At 48.2% G+C, this 15,617-nt stretch carries 15 protein-coding genes; 2 read left to right on the top strand and 13 right to left on the bottom strand.

What is annotated here, in order from left to right:
• Window positions 1-297: 297 nt before the first annotated feature.
• Both proA and proB read right to left on the bottom strand, forming a co-directional pair.
• On the bottom strand, window positions 298-1,551 hold the full coding sequence (proA, locus tag GC128_RS18855; RefSeq protein WP_151995578.1) for a glutamate-5-semialdehyde dehydrogenase: 1,254 nt from the start codon (window positions 1,549-1,551) through the stop codon (window positions 298-300).
• A gap of 10 nt (window positions 1,552-1,561) precedes the next feature.
• Entirely contained in the window at window positions 1,562-2,665 is a 1,104-nt protein-coding gene (gene proB, locus GC128_RS18860) for a glutamate 5-kinase (RefSeq protein WP_151995579.1), read from the bottom strand.
• Between the two features lie 295 nt (window positions 2,666-2,960).
• On the opposite strand from proB, the gene GC128_RS18865 reads away from it, so the two are divergent.
• Entirely contained in the window at window positions 2,961-4,061 is a 1,101-nt protein-coding gene (locus GC128_RS18865) for a porin (protein WP_151995580.1), read from the top strand.
• Between the two features lie 46 nt (window positions 4,062-4,107).
• On the opposite strand, the gene crl is transcribed toward GC128_RS18865, so the two are convergent.
• The 3 genes from crl to gpt all read right to left on the bottom strand — a co-directional run bounded on the left by crl (window position 4,108) and on the right by gpt (window position 6,447).
• Complete coding sequence (gene crl / locus GC128_RS18870) at window positions 4,108-4,509, bottom strand: sigma factor-binding protein Crl (protein ID WP_151995581.1); 402 nt, start codon at window positions 4,507-4,509, stop codon at window positions 4,108-4,110.
• Between the two features lie 57 nt (window positions 4,510-4,566).
• Complete coding sequence (gene frsA / locus GC128_RS18875; RefSeq protein WP_151995582.1) at window positions 4,567-5,814, bottom strand: esterase FrsA; 1,248 nt, start codon at window positions 5,812-5,814, stop codon at window positions 4,567-4,569.
• A gap of 174 nt (window positions 5,815-5,988) precedes the next feature.
• Window positions 5,989-6,447 (bottom strand): xanthine phosphoribosyltransferase, encoded by a 459-nt coding sequence (gene gpt, locus GC128_RS18880; protein WP_034457839.1) that lies wholly within the window; start codon window positions 6,445-6,447, stop codon window positions 5,989-5,991.
• Between the two features lie 266 nt (window positions 6,448-6,713).
• On the opposite strand from gpt, the gene pepD reads away from it, so the two are divergent.
• Entirely contained in the window at window positions 6,714-8,171 is a 1,458-nt protein-coding gene (gene pepD / locus GC128_RS18885; RefSeq protein ID WP_151995583.1) for a beta-Ala-His dipeptidase, read from the top strand.
• 43 nt (window positions 8,172-8,214) lie between these two features.
• Here pepD and dinB read toward each other — a convergent pair whose 3' ends face one another.
• The 8 genes from dinB to GC128_RS18925 all read right to left on the bottom strand — a co-directional run bounded on the left by dinB (window position 8,215) and on the right by GC128_RS18925 (window position 15,456).
• On the bottom strand, window positions 8,215-9,270 hold the full coding sequence (dinB, locus tag GC128_RS18890) for a DNA polymerase IV (protein WP_151995584.1): 1,056 nt from the start codon (window positions 9,268-9,270) through the stop codon (window positions 8,215-8,217).
• Between the two features lie 107 nt (window positions 9,271-9,377).
• Window positions 9,378-9,602, bottom strand: coding sequence for a (Na+)-NQR maturation NqrM (gene nqrM, locus GC128_RS18895; RefSeq protein WP_034461602.1), 225 nt, complete (start codon window positions 9,600-9,602; stop codon window positions 9,378-9,380).
• Between the two features lie 11 nt (window positions 9,603-9,613).
• A complete protein-coding gene (gene nqrF / locus GC128_RS18900; RefSeq protein WP_151995585.1) occupies window positions 9,614-10,837 on the bottom strand; it encodes an NADH:ubiquinone reductase (Na(+)-transporting) subunit F in 1,224 nt (407 codons plus the stop codon).
• A 12-nt stretch (window positions 10,838-10,849) separates the two neighbouring features.
• Window positions 10,850-11,446, bottom strand: coding sequence for an NADH:ubiquinone reductase (Na(+)-transporting) subunit E (gene nqrE, locus GC128_RS18905; protein WP_034461600.1), 597 nt, complete (start codon window positions 11,444-11,446; stop codon window positions 10,850-10,852).
• A gap of 6 nt (window positions 11,447-11,452) precedes the next feature.
• Complete coding sequence (locus GC128_RS18910) at window positions 11,453-12,091, bottom strand: NADH:ubiquinone reductase (Na(+)-transporting) subunit D (protein ID WP_081908371.1); 639 nt, start codon at window positions 12,089-12,091, stop codon at window positions 11,453-11,455.
• Window positions 12,084-12,878: a Na(+)-translocating NADH-quinone reductase subunit C gene (locus GC128_RS18915; RefSeq protein ID WP_151995586.1), complete on the bottom strand. Its 795-nt coding sequence runs from the start codon at window positions 12,876-12,878 to the stop codon at window positions 12,084-12,086. Before GC128_RS18915 ends, GC128_RS18910 begins: the two co-directional genes overlap by 8 nt.
• Window positions 12,871-14,109 (bottom strand): NADH:ubiquinone reductase (Na(+)-transporting) subunit B, encoded by a 1,239-nt coding sequence (locus GC128_RS18920; protein ID WP_151995587.1) that lies wholly within the window; start codon window positions 14,107-14,109, stop codon window positions 12,871-12,873. The genes GC128_RS18915 and GC128_RS18920 overlap by 8 nt, the downstream gene beginning before the upstream one ends.
• Window positions 14,110-14,112: 3 nt before the next feature.
• The gene (locus tag GC128_RS18925) at window positions 14,113-15,456 is read right to left on the bottom strand and encodes a Na(+)-translocating NADH-quinone reductase subunit A (RefSeq protein WP_151995588.1); all 1,344 of its coding nucleotides are present in this window, start codon (window positions 15,454-15,456) and stop codon (window positions 14,113-14,115) included.
• Between the last annotated feature and the right edge of the window lie 161 nt (window positions 15,457-15,617).

A 15,617-nucleotide genomic window follows, 5' to 3' on the forward strand; every position in this document is an offset into this window, starting at 1 on the left:
ATTGTTTACATATTAACGACATGCAAAAATAAAAAACAAATCATACATAAAATGAATCAATTATCTTTATTAATATATTATTTAAATGAAGAACATTAACATTAGGTTAGCGTGATATATAATATTGACAACATGTAAATTACTGATGGTTTTTATACGCAGAAGTACAGAATTGAACAGTAAAGATATTGATTCATTTAAGAATCAAATGTGCTAGATGCATTTAATTTAAGAAAGTGATGGGTAATACATATAAGCTTATAATTTCCAGATTTATATGTATTACCTTTATATCAATTATTCACGAATGGTATCGTCGCCGAATCCGATCCATTTATAAGTGGTTAGTGCTTCAAGACCCATTGGACCACGTGCGTGAAGTTTTTGCGTACTTACAGCCACTTCAGCACCTAAACCAAACTGGGCGCCGTCGGTGAAACGCGTTGAAGCATTCACGTAAACAGCTGAAGAATCGACTTCATTCACAAAGCGATTCGCATGGCTTAACGTACGCGTCAGAATTGCATCTGAATGCTGTGTGCCATGCTGCCGAATGTGATCGATAGCGTCATCGATATCAGCAACAACTTTCACATTCAGATGGAGTGACAACCATTCATCGTCGTAATCTTCTGCTTTCACTAGCAGCACTTCTGCCGGGCCGTTTTGCAAAAGCAGCAACGATTTTTCATCCGCATGTAACGTAACGCCAGATTCTGCCATTTGCTTACTTAAAGCCGGAAGGAAGGTTTCGGCAATTTCCTGATGCACCAGCAAAGTTTCCACCGTGTTACAGGTACTTGGGCGTTGTGTTTTCGCGTTTACGATGATTTTAAACGCGGGAGAAAACTCCGCACTTTCATCGACAAAAATATGACAAACACCGATACCACCCGTTATCACCGGAATGGTGGATTGCTCACGGCAAAGTTTATGTAAACCAGCACCACCGCGCGGAATTAACATGTCTACGTAGCGATCCATACGCAGTAACTCGTTCACTAAGGCACGATCCGGGCTTTCAATTGCCTGAACTGCCGCCGCAGGTAAACCGCACTCCATGAGAGCTTGCTGAATAACTTTTACCGTCGCGGCGTTTGTACGCCATGTTTCTTTACCACCACGTAGAATCGCTGCATTACCTGTTTTTAGACATAATGAGGCTACATCAACCGTTACGTTAGGACGGGCCTCATAAATTACCCCTACGACACCTAATGGAACACGGCGACGTTCGAGACGCAGGCCGCTATCAAGTAAGCCCCCATCAATCACTTGGCCAACAGGATCGGCCAGATTACAAACCTGGCGAACATCATCGGCGATGCTTTTCAGACGTGAAGGTGTAAGTTGTAGGCGATCGAGCATAGCTTCGCTCAAACCATTGTCTTTTGCTTCAGCTAAATCCTGCTCGTTGGCCGTTAAAATTCCTTCGGCTTGTTCTTCCAGATAATCTGCAATTCGTTCCAGCGCACGATTTTTTTCACGACTGGAGAGCAGGGCCATCTGATAAGAAGCCGCTTTAGCGGCTTTGCCCATTTGTTCCAGCATTGCCTGCTCCTTAATTAACAATCATATCGTCGCGATGAACCGCTACTGGGCCGTATTCGTAGCCAAGGATTTCACCGATCTTTTGAGAGTGATACCCCGCAATACGGCGTAACGCATCGCTGTTATAGCGGCAAACCCCATGGGCAATATCACGTCCTTCGAGGCTACGAATGCGAATAACTTCTCCACGAGAGAAGTTGCCTGTCACATTCTTGATACCCTTCGGCAGTAAAGAACTACCACGTTCAAGAATCGCGGCCAGCGCGCCATCATCAACCGTAATTTCACCTGCTGGTGGTGCGCCAAATATCCAACGCTTACGATTTTCTAATGGGGACTGCTGCGCATGGAAACGTGTTCCGACAGGAGTCCCCGCCATCACATCACCAATAACGCCAGGTTTGCTTCCTGCTGCAATCACAACATCTATGCCAGCGCGGCAGGCAACATCTGCAGCTTGTAATTTCGTGCCCATACCGCCGGTCCCAAGCCCGGAAACACTATCACCGGCGATGGCGCGCAACGCATCATCAATGCCATGGACTTCTTTAATTAATTCAGCGGCTGGATTATTACGTGGGTCAGCAGTAAATAACCCTTGTTGATCTGTCAGCAGGAGCAACTTATCGGCACCCGCAAGAATAGCGGCCAGCGCAGAAAGGTTATCGTTATCGCCAACTTTAATTTCTGCTGTCGCAACAGCATCGTTTTCATTGATTATAGGTACGATATTGTTGTCCAGCAGCGCTCGCAGGGTATCACGTGCATTCAGGAAACGTTCGCGATCTTCCATATCGGCCCGCGTGAGCAGCATCTGCCCAACATGAATGCCATAGATAGAAAATAGCTGTTCCCAGAGTTGGATCAGCCTGCTTTGACCTACGGCGGCCAGTAATTGTTTCGACGCAATAGTTGCGGGGAGCTCGGGGTAGCCCAAATGCTCACGTCCTGCGGCAATCGCCCCAGACGTCACAATAACGATACGGTGCCCGGAGGCATGAAGTTGTGCGCATTGGCGCACCAGCTCAACAATATGAGCCCGATTCAGGCGGCGTGAGCCACCGGTTAATACGCTCGTGCCTAGTTTTACCACCAGCGTCTGACTGTCACTCATGATTCTCTGCCGTGTTAGCGAAATTGGAAATTTAAAATGCCAAATGACGTTGTAACAGGAGTCGCGATGAATGCCAACTGCCCCGGCACGGAAAACGGTTAACTTCGCGTAAACGATCGATAACCGTAACGGTAAATTTTGACAATTTTATGACAAATATAAATTATTACGTTTATTTAAACTTTCTCTTACCATGTCATAAAACTTTCATCTCAAAGCGATAAAACTCTCTGCGTTTTTTAACGGGATATTTCCCGATTAAATTTTAGCGCGTATACATTTTTGGGATGAGAAAATGAAAAAAAGCACACTGGCATTAATGGTATTGGGTTTTCTGGCGTCATCGACTTCTTCGCAGGCAGCGGAAATTTATAATAAAGATGGCAATAAACTCGACCTTTACGGAAAAGTAAAAGCAGAACACTATTTAAGTGATAATAACGCTGTAGATGGCGATCAATCTTATGTCCGCCTGGGGTTTAAAGGCCAGACCCAAATTAACGACCAACTAACTGGTTTCGGGCAGTGGGAATATCAAGTTGCCGCTAACAAAGCCGAAGGTGATGTTAATACCACCAAAACTCGTCTGGCATTTGCTGGGTTAAAAGCGGGTGATTTTGGTTCATTTGATTATGGCCGTAACTACGGCGTGTTATACAACATCGCTTCCTACACCGATATGATGCCAGAGTTTGGTGATGATTCTTACACCAAAACCGATAACTTTATGACTGGTCGTGCTAACGGAGTTGCTACCTATCGCAATAACACCTTCTTTGGTCTGGTTGATGGCCTGAAACTTTCCCTGCAATATCAAGGAAAAAACGAGAATGACGGTCGTGCAACCAGCAAACAAAACGGTGACGGTTTTGGTACTTCACTGTCTTATGATATTGGCGATACTGGCCTGACAGTTGGTGCTGGTTATGCCAACTCCAACCGTACTTTGGCGCAGAAAAATCAAGCTTACGGCAAGGGTGACAATGCCGAAGCCTGGACTACCGGCGTGAAATATGACGCGAATAAAGTATATCTGGCTGCAATGTATGCCGAAACACGTAATATGACGCCAATTTCTGGTACTGCATCAATTAATGGCATAAATAGTAGCATCAGCGGCTTTGCAAATAAAAACCAGGCGTTCGAGGTTATTGCACAGTATCAATTTGACTTTGGTCTTCGTCCATCAGTGGGTTATGTCCAGTCAAAAGCCAAGGATATTGAAGGGGTTGGTGATGCCGATCTGGTGAAATATATCGATGTCGCGGCTACTTATTACTTTAACAAAAACATGTCTACTTATGTTGATTACAAAATTAACCAACTCAGTGATGATAATGCATTAAATCTGAATAGTGATGATGTTGTTGCCATCGGTATTGTTTATCAATTCTAATTAGCAAAAGAAAACCCCCATCCTTCATGGGTGGGGGTTTTTTATTTCAGACCGAAAGCTTTACTGGTTTTTCCGCAAAGTTTTCTGCGGGCACCAAATCCAGACCCAGAGTGCTTAATAACTCGCGCAGACGCTCATGGAAACCACGCAGTGTTTGCTCAAGTCTTTCATCTACTTCTTTATCTTTTGCTGCTGTTGCAGTCCACTTACCATCTTTGTCGAACAGACCAAAACGGTATGTATAGGTAAATTGCTTTTCCTGTGCTTCCAGTTCCATCCACCAGCCCCAGAATTCACGTTTTTCTGGTGCAGGCTTCACATTAACGCACACAGCCAGGCAATCGAAGAAGAAACGGTTATCTTCACATTGCTCTTCCCGGATATATGGGCCAAGCGAGGCGAATTTTTTAATCAATCTACTTTTCGGGTGTCCACTCGGTAACGTCATTGCGATCTCCTGTTGTGAAGCAACTGTTTTACCAAACCAATGAAATTTAGCAAATCATTAACGTAATCTATGCTTGATCCATCCGGTAATTTCTTTCAGCGCTTTGTCAAAGTTGCGATACACCGGGTTAAACGGGATCGCTAGCAACTTACCATCCGCAGATGACGAAGCGATTAAACGAGAGTCTTCTTCCGGGCTGAATGGATCGTTTGCCCAATAACCAGACAGCATTGGCGTTGGGCAATGGCGCCCTAACAGTCCCTGGGTTTTTAATGAATAGCGATTCAACTCCACGCGCAAGGCGCTATCTGATGCATCATTCATCCCAAGGCGACTCGCCAGTACATCAATATACATCTCCGGCACCTGTGCCTGACGTGATGCATCGCTCAGTAAGCTGTGAACAACGGGCCCAAGGCATGCCACAGCTTTCAAACGTGGTGCTTCGATATATCCCAGCCGTACTGCTACGTTAGCACCAAACCGAAAACCAAACGCCGCAACACGAGTGTGATCGACCCACGGAATATTCGGTAACGCCTTCAGAACGTGCTGGTGTAAAAGACTGGAATCCTGAGTCAGTTTCCATTTTGAAGAGAAGCCAACCGATGGCATATCGATGGTCAACATCGCCATACCTTCAGGTGCAAAATACTTATCAAACAAGTTGTAATAATCGCTCTGCAAAGCGTCAAGGCCACCGCAAATTAACACAGTCGGGAATGGCCCCTGCCCCTCTTTTGGAAGGTGTAAGAATCCGGTTATTGTTCCGCCACCAGGAATTGGGAACTCAAGTTCGCGCAAGCCTCCGGAAAGACGCGGAGCCGCTTCTTCATACGCGCGATTTGCCAGAACTTGTGCCTGTTCTGCAAGTTGATCACCTTTCAGATGCGGGTAGGCTGCAATGCTATAAAGATTAGCGGCCTGTAACCAATACTTGCCGCTAAGTACCTTGTCTGTTTCCTGGTTAGCTCGCTGTTGCCATTGCATCGCTTGCTTTGACCATTCATAGATCCAGTTCCCACCACGATAGCCAATGACCGTATCAAATAACTCATCATTGGTACGTTCGGCCTGGCAAATGGCAATTCGCGACTGTACTTCGAGGATTTCGAGAGGATCGACACCGCGCCAAACCCAGAGCAGGCGGTTGATCATACGATACCACTGGGGGGCTGTTGCACCGTCCAGAGCAGACTGGATAACGGGGGCCGCTTGATGCTTAGCGCGCCGAACCAGAGTTGAAGTTTCGGGGTGCTTAAATCGTGGTTTAAACAGGGTTTCGCTAAGATTGGCCTGTGACATCGTTTCTGCCTCCATACAAACGTCAGGAATGAGGCTATTGTACTCTGTCAGCATCCAAATAACACAAACGCCCGGCTATGCCGGGCGTAAATCACTGCAAATACTTAAACTACCAATAACCTAAATCATTTGAGCTGTAGCTAACGCCACTGCGACTCAAAAGGATGACGGTTATTAACGACCAGCTAAAGGTGGCACGAACACAACGCCCATATCCCACGGCTGTTCAATCCAGGTATCTTGCGGGATATCGATAACATAATCGTCAACCAAAGGCTGACCAGCAGGCTTGGCGAAGATAGTTACGAAATGCGCTTTTGGATACATTTCACGGATAGCAACAGCGGTACCCCCAGTGTCTACCAGGTCATCGATAACGATGAAGCCTTCACCATCACCTTCAGCACGTTTCAGCACAGTCAGCTCACGCTGGTTGTCGTGGTCATAGCTGGAGATGCATACGGTATCAACATGACGAATCCCCAGTTCACGCGCCAGCAGTGCGCCAGGAACCAGGCCGCCACGGCTAACAGCAATAATGCCTTTCCACTGTTCAGCAGGAAGCAGACGGCTTGCCAACTTACGCGCGTGAATCTGCAACATGTCCCAGGTGACGATGTATTTTTCGCTCATGTGAAATTATCCCAGCCAGTTATTAACGGCTTAAAAATGTTCAAAGGGGTTTTGGTTGCGCGAGATTATAGAGATCTGACGCACTAAAAACCAGTACTGTAGGCCAGTCCCCCTCGTTTTTACGTGCTTTAGGTCGTCACAGCCTTAGTTATAGTGGTATTCTCAGGCCAGCGCACAATGCTTACTTGTGTTGTATTTCATTAAGATCAATCCTGCGCTCTGCGAACCAAAATTGTCAGCAGAGTCTGATGTCAAGGAGACTTATCGTGTCTGAATTGTCTCAATTATCTCCGCAACCGCTGTGGGATATTTTTGCCAAAATCTGTTCTATTCCGCACCCTTCTTATCATGAAGAACAACTCGCGGAACATATTCTGTCCTGGGCAAAAGAAAAAGGCCTGCATGTTGAGCGTGACCAGGTTGGTAATATCCTGATCCGCAAACCTGCAACAGCTGGTATGGAAAACCGTAAAGCGGTCGTCCTGCAAGCTCACCTTGATATGGTGCCGCAGAAAAATAACGACACTGTCCATGATTTCACCAAAGATCCGATTCAGCCGTATATCGACGGCGAGTGGGTTAAAGCCCGCGGCACAACGCTGGGTGCGGATAACGGTATCGGTATGGCATCTGCATTGGCAGTGCTGGCTGATGACTCCGTGTCTCATGGCCCGTTAGAAGTCCTGCTGACCATGACCGAAGAAGCGGGTATGGATGGCGCTTTTGGCCTGCAAGCTGGCTGGTTACAAGCTGATATCCTGATCAATACCGATTCTGAAGAAGAAGGTGAGATCTACATGGGTTGTGCTGGCGGGATTGATTTCATCTCCACGCTGCCACTGCAACGTGAAGCGATTCCAGCAGGTTACGAAACCTACAAACTGACCATCAAAGGTCTGAAAGGTGGTCACTCTGGCGCTGAGATCCATTTAGGTTTGGGCAATGCAAACAAATTGCTGGCGCGTTTCCTGTTCGCTCACGCAGCAGAACTGGATGCTCGTCTGATTGATCTGAACGGCGGTACGCTGCGTAACGCAATCCCTCGTGAAGGTTCAGCTATCCTTGCTGTACCTGCCGATAAAGCAGCACAACTCAAGCAATTGGCAGCGCAGTTCTTGTCAATTCTGCAAAATGAGCTGGGTGCCGTTGAGAAAAACACCACCGTTCTGGTTGAAGCGACCAGCACAGAAAAATCTGCGCTGACAGTAAAAAGCCGCGAAACTTTCATTAATTTGCTCAACGCAATGCCGAACGGCGTTATCCGCAATTCCGACGCTGTAAAAGGCGTAGTTGAAACCTCACTGAACGTGGGTGTGGTGACAATGACTGACGAAAGCGCAGAAATCATCTGCCTGATTCGTTCGTTGATTGATAGCGGTAAAGATTATGTGGTGGGCATGCTTCACGCACTGGGTCAGCTTGCTGGCGCAGAAAGTGTTGCCAAAGGCAGCTACCCTGGCTGGCAGCCGGATGCTAAATCCCCGGTAATGGCACTGGTTCGTGAAACTTACGAAAAGCTGTTCAACAAGACGCCAAACATCATGGTTATCCATGCCGGTCTGGAATGTGGTCTGTTCAAGAAGCCTTACCCTGAGATGGATATGGTTTCTATTGGGCCGACCATTACAGGTCCGCACTCGCCTGATGAACAAGTTCATATTGCAAGCGTTGGCCAATACTGGATCCTGCTGACTGAGTTGCTGAAAGCGATTCCAGCTAAATAAGCCAAATACATGTTGATCAAAACCCTCCATTGAGAGGGTTTTTTTATAATCCCAGAACAAGTTGACGCTCCAACTGTGGGTCAAGTAACGTGACATGCAGCCCCACCAGCCTTACGCCTCGCCCTCCCCGGCGCTCTTCCCATGTTTTCTTCGCCGTTGCGATTAAATCGGCTTTATTTAGCTGCGGCCAGACATGTTCCTGAGTGGTTTGCTGGAAATCATTAAACTTGAGTTTGACTCCCTGACGAGCAATCAATAAATCTGGTTTCACCTTTTTCAGCCGTCGCTCAAGTTCAGCATAAAGCTGCTCAATAATGGCTTCACACTCATGCCATTCATGAATATCCTCAGCCAGGGTTTTCTCAACGCCGACTGATTTGCGCTGCCGCTCGTTGTTAATCTCACGCTCATCAATACCCTGACTCCTTTCCCAAAGTACACGCCCAAATTTCCCAAAACGTTTCAGTAACGAAGCTAAATCAGTTTTTTGTACATCGGCACAGGTGTGCAGCCCCAGGCTTTCCAGTTTTCCAGCGGTGACTTTGCCCACGCCTGGAATCTTACCCAACGGCAAGGTTGCTAAAAATGCAGGGATTTCATCGGGCGTAATGACGTACTGCCCGTTAGGCTTATTAAGATCGGAAGCAATTTTGGCGAGAAATTTTACCGGGGCTATCCCCGCAGAAGCTGTGAGATTAAGTTCGTCAGAAATCGTCTGACGAATTTCCTGCGCCATGAGCGTTGCGGAGCCGTGGCAGTTCAGGCTATCGGTAACATCCAGATAAGCCTCATCAAGAGATAGCGGTTCAATAAGATTGGTGTAGCGGCTAAATATCTCACGAATATGATTTGATGCATCTTTGTATGCGTCAAAACGCCCAGGTAGAAGTGTCAGGTGTGGGCATAATTTGAGTGCCAGCGCTGTCGACATTGCGCTGTGTACACCGAATTTTCGTGCTGGGTAATTTGCGGTACTGATCACTCCACGTCGCTGCGCGCTGCCGCCAATAGCTAGCGGGATATCCCGCAGGTTGGGGTTATCACGCATCTCCACCGCTGCAAAAAAGCAGTCCATATCGACATGAATGATTTTACGCATACTTTTTCACACCAGTTATTTCACTGGATAAGTATACAGTCAATTAGTGAGAGGGGGAAAGTCTGTATCAAAGAAATCCTCCCGAAAAGCGGGAGGATTTAAGAGGCTCATATGATGCGATTTTGCTGAATTTTTGCCAGTCGTTCGGCTTTCGCCATACGTTTTTTACGCGCATCGCAAGGTTCAGGACAGTTGCAAACCTTCTCCATACCGAGTGCTGCAATGCCACCACAGCTACCCTGAAGCGCTTTGCGCTTCACGATAACGCCCAGTGACATACCAAATATCACCAGCAAAAATATAACGAAGGTGGCTAAAAATACCGTCAGCATAATGGCTCCCGTCAGCCGCCAAAGTCGTCGAGCATGATGTTTTCATCCTCTACGCCCAGATCTTTAAGCATTTTAATCACTGCGGCGTTCATCATCGGCGGCCCACACATATAGAATTCACAGTCTTCTGGGGCCGGGTGGCTGCGAAGATAGTTTTCCAGCAATACGTTATGGATGAAACCGGTGTAACCCGTCCAGTTATCTTCTGGCTGTGGATCAGAAAGCGCCACATTAAAGCTAAAGTTCGGGTTCTCCTGCGCCAGCTTTTCAAACTCTTCTTCGTAGAACATTTCACGCAACGAACGCGCACCGTACCAGAAGCTGATTTTGCGCGTGCTATGCAGGCGTTTAAGCTGATCAAAAATGTGCGAACGCATTGGTGCCATACCGGCACCACCGCCGATAAACACCATTTCTGCATCCGTATCTTTGGCAAAGAATTCACCAAACGGCCCGGAAATTGTCACTTTATCGCCGGCTTTCAGCGACCAGATATACGAGGACATAATACCCGGAGGTGCATCTGGCACATTTGGCGGCGGAGTCGCGATACGCACGTTCAGCATGATAATGCCTTTCTCATCCGGGTAGTTCGCCATGGAGTAAGCGCGAACACAGGGTTCTTTCACCACAGATTTGAAACGGAACAGGTTAAATTTATCCCAGTCGCCACGGTATTCCTGCGGAACATCGAAGTCCAGGTAGTTAACTTCATGAGGTGGGCTTTCAATCTGGATATACCCCCCCGCACGGAACGGCACCACATCGCCATCAGGAATACGTAATTTAAGCTCTTTAATGAACGTCGCTTTGTTATCGTTGGAGATAACTTCGCATTCCCATTTTTTAACGCCAAAGATTTCCTCTGGCAGCTCAATTTTCATATCCTGCTTAACGGCAACCTGGCAGGCAAGACGGCAACCCTCTTTCGCTTCACGCTTGGTGATATGCGAAAGTTCGGTAGGCAGAATATCACCCCCACCTTCTTTAACCGTGACACGGCACTGGCCGCAAGAACCACCACCACCACAAGCCGAGGAGATAAATATCCCTTGGTTTGATAACGTGTTGAGCAGTTTGTCGCCCGCCGGAGCATGGAACTTTTTGTCTGCTTCGTTGTTAATCTCAATCAGCACATCGCCGGAGTTAACAAGCTTTGACTTAGCAAACAGAATCATCAGTGCCAGAGCCAAAACAATAAGCGTGAACATCACCACGCCAAGAATAATTTCCATACCTTTCCGCCCTTATAGCTGCACACCGGAGAATGACATGAAACCTAGTGCCATCAATCCAGTGGTGATAAAGGTGATTCCTAAGCCACGCAATCCTGCGGGCACATTGGCATATTTCATCTTCTCGCGAATACCGGCCATCGCGACGATAGCCAGCATCCAGCCCACACCGGAACCGACACCATAAACGATGGATTCGCCAAAGCTGTAATCACGCTGCACCATAAACGATACGCCACCGAAAATGGCGCAGTTAACGGTGATAAGCGGCAGGAAGATACCCAGCGCGTTATAGAGAGCCGGGAAGAAACGATCGAGGATCATTTCAAGGATTTGCACCAGCGCTGCAATCACACCAATGAAGGTGATGAAATTCAGGAAGCTGAGGTCAACACCTTCAACCAATGCACCGTCGCGAAGCACAAGGTTATAAACCAGGTTATTCGCCGGAACAGCAATCCCTAAAACAACGGTAACCGCCACACCCAAACCAAATGCCGTGGAAACCTTCTTGGAAACCGCCAGGAAGGTACACATGCCAAGGAAGAACGCGAGCGCCATGTTTTCAATAAACACGGCACGCACAAACAGACTAATCATATGTTCCATAGTCAGTTAGTCCTTTTCCTGCTGCGCAGGCTTCAGCGTACGCAGTGCCCAAATCAACAGGCCGATAATGAAGAACGCACTCGGCGCCAGCAGGAACATCCCGTTTGGCTGGTACCAGCCACCGTTTTGAACCGTTTCAAGCACCGTGATACCAAACAGTTTGCCGCTTCCTATCAGCTCACGCAGGAAACCAACCAGCAGCAGAATCACGCCATAACCCAGGCCGTTACCGATGCCATCCATAAAGCTCGCCAGCGGCGGTGACTTCATGGCGTAGGCTTCGGCACGCCCCATCACAATACAGTTGGTGATGATTAGGCCAACGAATACCGAAAGCTGTTTGGAGATCTCGTAGGCGTAAGCACGCAGAATCTGATCTACGACGATAACTAACGAAGCAATGATCGCCATCTGTACGATGATTCGCACACTGTTTGGGATCAGGTTACGGATCATCGAGATGAACATGCTGGAGAACGCTGTCACCACTGTTACCGCGATGGTCATTACGAATGCTGTTTCCAGCTTCGTTGTTACAGCCAGCGCCGAACAGACACCGAGTATTTGCAAGGCAATAGGGTTGTTATCCACAAGAGGACTAACCAGTACCCGTTTGACCTCTTTCATGTCTGAAATATCAGCCATTGTTGAGCGCTCCTTCACGTACTTGTTTCAGGAATGGACCAAAACCAAGTTCACCCATCCAGAAATCAAAAGTGTGTTGTACACCGTTTGCTGTGAGCGTGGCACCGGATAAACCATCTACCCCGTATTCATCGCCCTGACGCGCACCACCTTTCACAACACGAATTGCAGGCTTGCCATTATCATCAAGCAGCTTCTTGCCAATCCACTGCGCACGCCAGTTCGGGTTTTCAACTTCACCGCCCAAACCCGGGGTTTCACCCTGGTCATAGTAAGTGATGCCTTTAACCGTACGGCCATCGGTTTGCAGAGAAACGAAGGCATACATCATCGACCACAAGCCTTTGCCATACACGGGCAAGACAACTTCCTGGATTTTGTTTTGCTCATCTCGCACCAGGTAAATCTCAACAATATTGCTGCGATTTTTTATCCCGGCACGATCTTCGTCAGATGTGAGTGCTTTGCTCTGATTAGGGTCACGTAATGCTGCCGCCTGGTCGAATTTAGACGAGTCTGTATCCAGTAACTCGCCACTTTTCAAATCCAACAAACGCGGTGTAATGCGTGATTCAAAGACTGCTTTAACATCTTCACCTGTCATTTTTGGTGTGGCTAAGCCCGCAACATCAAGAATGTTACGTTGCTTATCGAGGGCTTTTTGCTCTTGCTGACGAGCTTTAAGCCCAACAGCAGAACCTGCCACCACAACGGAGCAAACCAGGCAAAGCACCAGCACCACCAGCAGTGTTCTGCCAATGCTATCGTTACTTTTTACTTCAGCCACGCGACTTCCTCCGCTTGATATTGGCTTGCACCACCAGGTAATCGAACAACGGTGCAAAGAGGTTGGCGAACAAAATCGCCAGCATCATCCCTTCTGGATAGGCCGGGTTTACAACTCGAATTAACACACACATCAGGCCGATGAGTGCCCCATACCACCATTTACCTTTGTTGGTAAACGAGGCCGAAACCGGATCGGTCGCCATAAACATCATGCCGAAAGCAAAACCACCCAGCACCAGATGCCAATACCACGGCATCGCAAATAACGGATTGGTTTCAGAACCGATGAAGTTAAACAGGGTTGCAGTGGCAATCATACCGAGCATAACGCCCGCAACGATGCGCCAGGATGCGACTCGACCGAACAGGATAATCGCCCCGCCAATCAGAATCATCAGCGTTGAGACTTCACCAATCGAACCGGGAATGTTGCCGAGGAAAGCATCCATCCAGGTGACAGGCTGGCCAGAGACAACATTAACCAGCGCTTCACCACCGCCATGGGACCATTGTGAAAGCGGAGTTGCTCCAGAGAAACCGTCAGCCGCGGTCCACACCAGGTCGCCCGAGATTTGCGCTGGATAAGCGAAGAACAGGAATGCACGGCCAGCCAGTGCAGGGTTCAGGAAGTTACGGCCTGTTCCACCGAAAATCTCTTTGGCGATAACCACACCGAAACTGATACCGAGGGCGGCTTGCCACAAAGGCATAGTTGGTGGCACCACCAGCGCAAACAGAATCGAAGTCACGAAGAAGCCTTCGTTAATCTCGTGTTTGCGAATGATAGAGAACAGCACTTCCCAGAAACCGCCTACCAAAAATACCGTGATGTAGATTGGCAGGAAGAAGACAGCGCCCAGCGTCATCATGCTGAGCCAGCCAGCATCAGGCGTAAAGTTCACTCCCAGCCACTGCGCAATCACATAATGCCAGTCGGATGAAATCACCTGCTGGAGTTGTTCTGCGCCATACATCTTGTTCAGGGCAGGAATAGTTTGCAGCCCGACGTTGTACATGCCCCAGAACATTGCCGGGAATACAGCGAACCACACCAGGATCATCATGCGTTTCAGATCGATAGCATCACGAACGTGGGAGGCGCCAGGCGTAACGATACCAGGCGTATAAAACAGAGTCGCCGTCGCTTCAAAGAGCGGATAGTACTTTTCTAGCTTTCCGCCTTGTGTGAAGTGCGGCTCTAGTTTTTCAAATAAATGCTTCAAGCCCATGACTTATCCTTCCTGCTCGATGCGGGTTAATACCTCGCGTAGCACCGGGCCATACTCATATTTCCCCGGGCAAACGTAGGTACAAAGCGCCAAATCTTCTTCATCCAGCTCCAGACACCCCAGCAATTGAGCGCTGTCAGTATCTCCTGCCAGTAAGTCGCGCAATAACATCGTGGCCAGAATATCCAGTGGCATGACACGTTCATAGTTGCCAATCGGCACCATTGCGCGTTCGCCACCATTGGTATCGGTTGAGAAGTTAAATAGTTTGCGCTTCAGGAAGTGGCCAACCGTGGTGCGTGTAATTGAATATTTATCGGCACCCGGCATTACCCAGCCAAATAGTTCTTTTTCACGCCCTTCTTTCAGAACCGTGACCTGCAGGTGGAAACGACCAAGCCAGGCTCGAGAACCAGCGGCCATGGTTCCACTTAATACAGAACCGGATACGATGCGGTTTTCACCTTCTTCCAGCTCACCGGCTGTGAGTACTTCCAGACAGGCCCCCAGGCGAGTGCGAATCAGGCGTGGTTTTTTAACCTGCGGACCGGCTAACGCAATAACACGTTCGGTCCACAATTCACCTTCAACAAACAATTTGCCGATGGCAATCACATCCTGGTAATTAAGATGCCATACCGTTTTTTGCAGGCTAACGGGCTCAAGGAAGTGAATGTGTGTGCCCACTAACCCAGCAGGATGAGGGCCAGCAAATTCATTAAACGTCACTTGTCCGGAAACATGGCTGCCCAATTTACCGCCACCAGCCTGGCAGACATGGACTTTTCCATCAGTGAGCCGTGACAACAGTGTTAAGCCCGCGTCAAACATTTCGCGATGTGCACGAATAATGGGTTGCGGATCGGCCGCCAGCGGATTGGTATCAATAGCGGTCACAAAAATGGCCGCGGGAACACTCGCAGGTTGCGGTGCTTTACTGAATGGTCGCGTACGAAGTGCAGTCCACAGGCCCGAAGATAGAAGTTGTGCCTGAACTGTTTCACGCGGCAGTTTGCCAAGGTTTTCTGGTGCAAATCGTTCAAAAACGACCTGTTCATCACCCTGAACCTCAATAACCAGCGATTGCAGTACGCGACGTTCACCACGATTAATCGCCGTGACCGTTCCACTCGCAGAAGCGGTAAAGAGCACGCCACGGTTCTTTTTATCTTCGAAGAGAGGCTGGCCTTTCAATACCTTGTCGCCTTCCTGCACAAGCATAGAAGGGCGCATGCCGACATACTCTTCTCCGAGCAGAGCCACGAAAGGTATCGCTGGGCCGTCATGGATTTGCTGTTCCGGTAAACCGGCAATAGGCAAGTCCAGACCTTTTTTGATTTTTATCATAAGGTTATCACGTTTAAAATTGGCTTAAACATACCGACAAAAAACTGTAGCCGACAACGGATGGGTCGAATAAGGGTTCAACCGATGCGACATATAAGGCAGATAAAACAGGAAACGCATCCATTCACTATTACGAGAGGGAGGTATAAGTCGCCCGAGTA

Source organism: Buttiauxella massiliensis (assembly GCF_902500225.1).
GTDB classification, from domain to species: Bacteria; Pseudomonadota; Gammaproteobacteria; order Enterobacterales; family Enterobacteriaceae; genus Buttiauxella; species Buttiauxella massiliensis.

Excerpts from the sequence above, each read along its gene's own strand:
- GC128_RS18865 (WP_151995580.1), top strand. The coding sequence starts at position 2,961 with ATGAAAAAAAGCACACTGGCATTAATGGTATTGGGTTTTCTGGCGTCA.
- nqrE (WP_034461600.1), bottom strand. The coding sequence starts at position 11,446 with ATGGAACATATGATTAGTCTGTTTGTGCGTGCCGTGTTTATTGAAAAC.
- proA (WP_151995578.1), bottom strand. The coding sequence starts at position 1,551 with ATGCTGGAACAAATGGGCAAAGCCGCTAAAGCGGCTTCTTATCAGATG.
- GC128_RS18910 (WP_081908371.1), bottom strand. The coding sequence starts at position 12,091 with ATGGCTGATATTTCAGACATGAAAGAGGTCAAACGGGTACTGGTTAGT.
- gpt (WP_034457839.1), bottom strand. The coding sequence starts at position 6,447 with ATGAGCGAAAAATACATCGTCACCTGGGACATGTTGCAGATTCACGCG.
- frsA (WP_151995582.1), bottom strand. The coding sequence starts at position 5,814 with ATGTCACAGGCCAATCTTAGCGAAACCCTGTTTAAACCACGATTTAAG.
- crl (WP_151995581.1), bottom strand. The coding sequence starts at position 4,509 with ATGACGTTACCGAGTGGACACCCGAAAAGTAGATTGATTAAAAAATTC.
- proB (WP_151995579.1), bottom strand. The coding sequence starts at position 2,665 with ATGAGTGACAGTCAGACGCTGGTGGTAAAACTAGGCACGAGCGTATTA.
- GC128_RS18925 (WP_151995588.1), bottom strand. The coding sequence starts at position 15,456 with ATGATAAAAATCAAAAAAGGTCTGGACTTGCCTATTGCCGGTTTACCG.
- nqrF (WP_151995585.1), bottom strand. The coding sequence starts at position 10,837 with ATGGAAATTATTCTTGGCGTGGTGATGTTCACGCTTATTGTTTTGGCT.
- GC128_RS18920 (WP_151995587.1), bottom strand. The coding sequence starts at position 14,109 with ATGGGCTTGAAGCATTTATTTGAAAAACTAGAGCCGCACTTCACACAA.
- nqrM (WP_034461602.1), bottom strand. The coding sequence starts at position 9,602 with ATGCTGACGGTATTTTTAGCCACCTTCGTTATATTTTTGCTGGTGATA.
- dinB (WP_151995584.1), bottom strand. The coding sequence starts at position 9,270 with ATGCGTAAAATCATTCATGTCGATATGGACTGCTTTTTTGCAGCGGTG.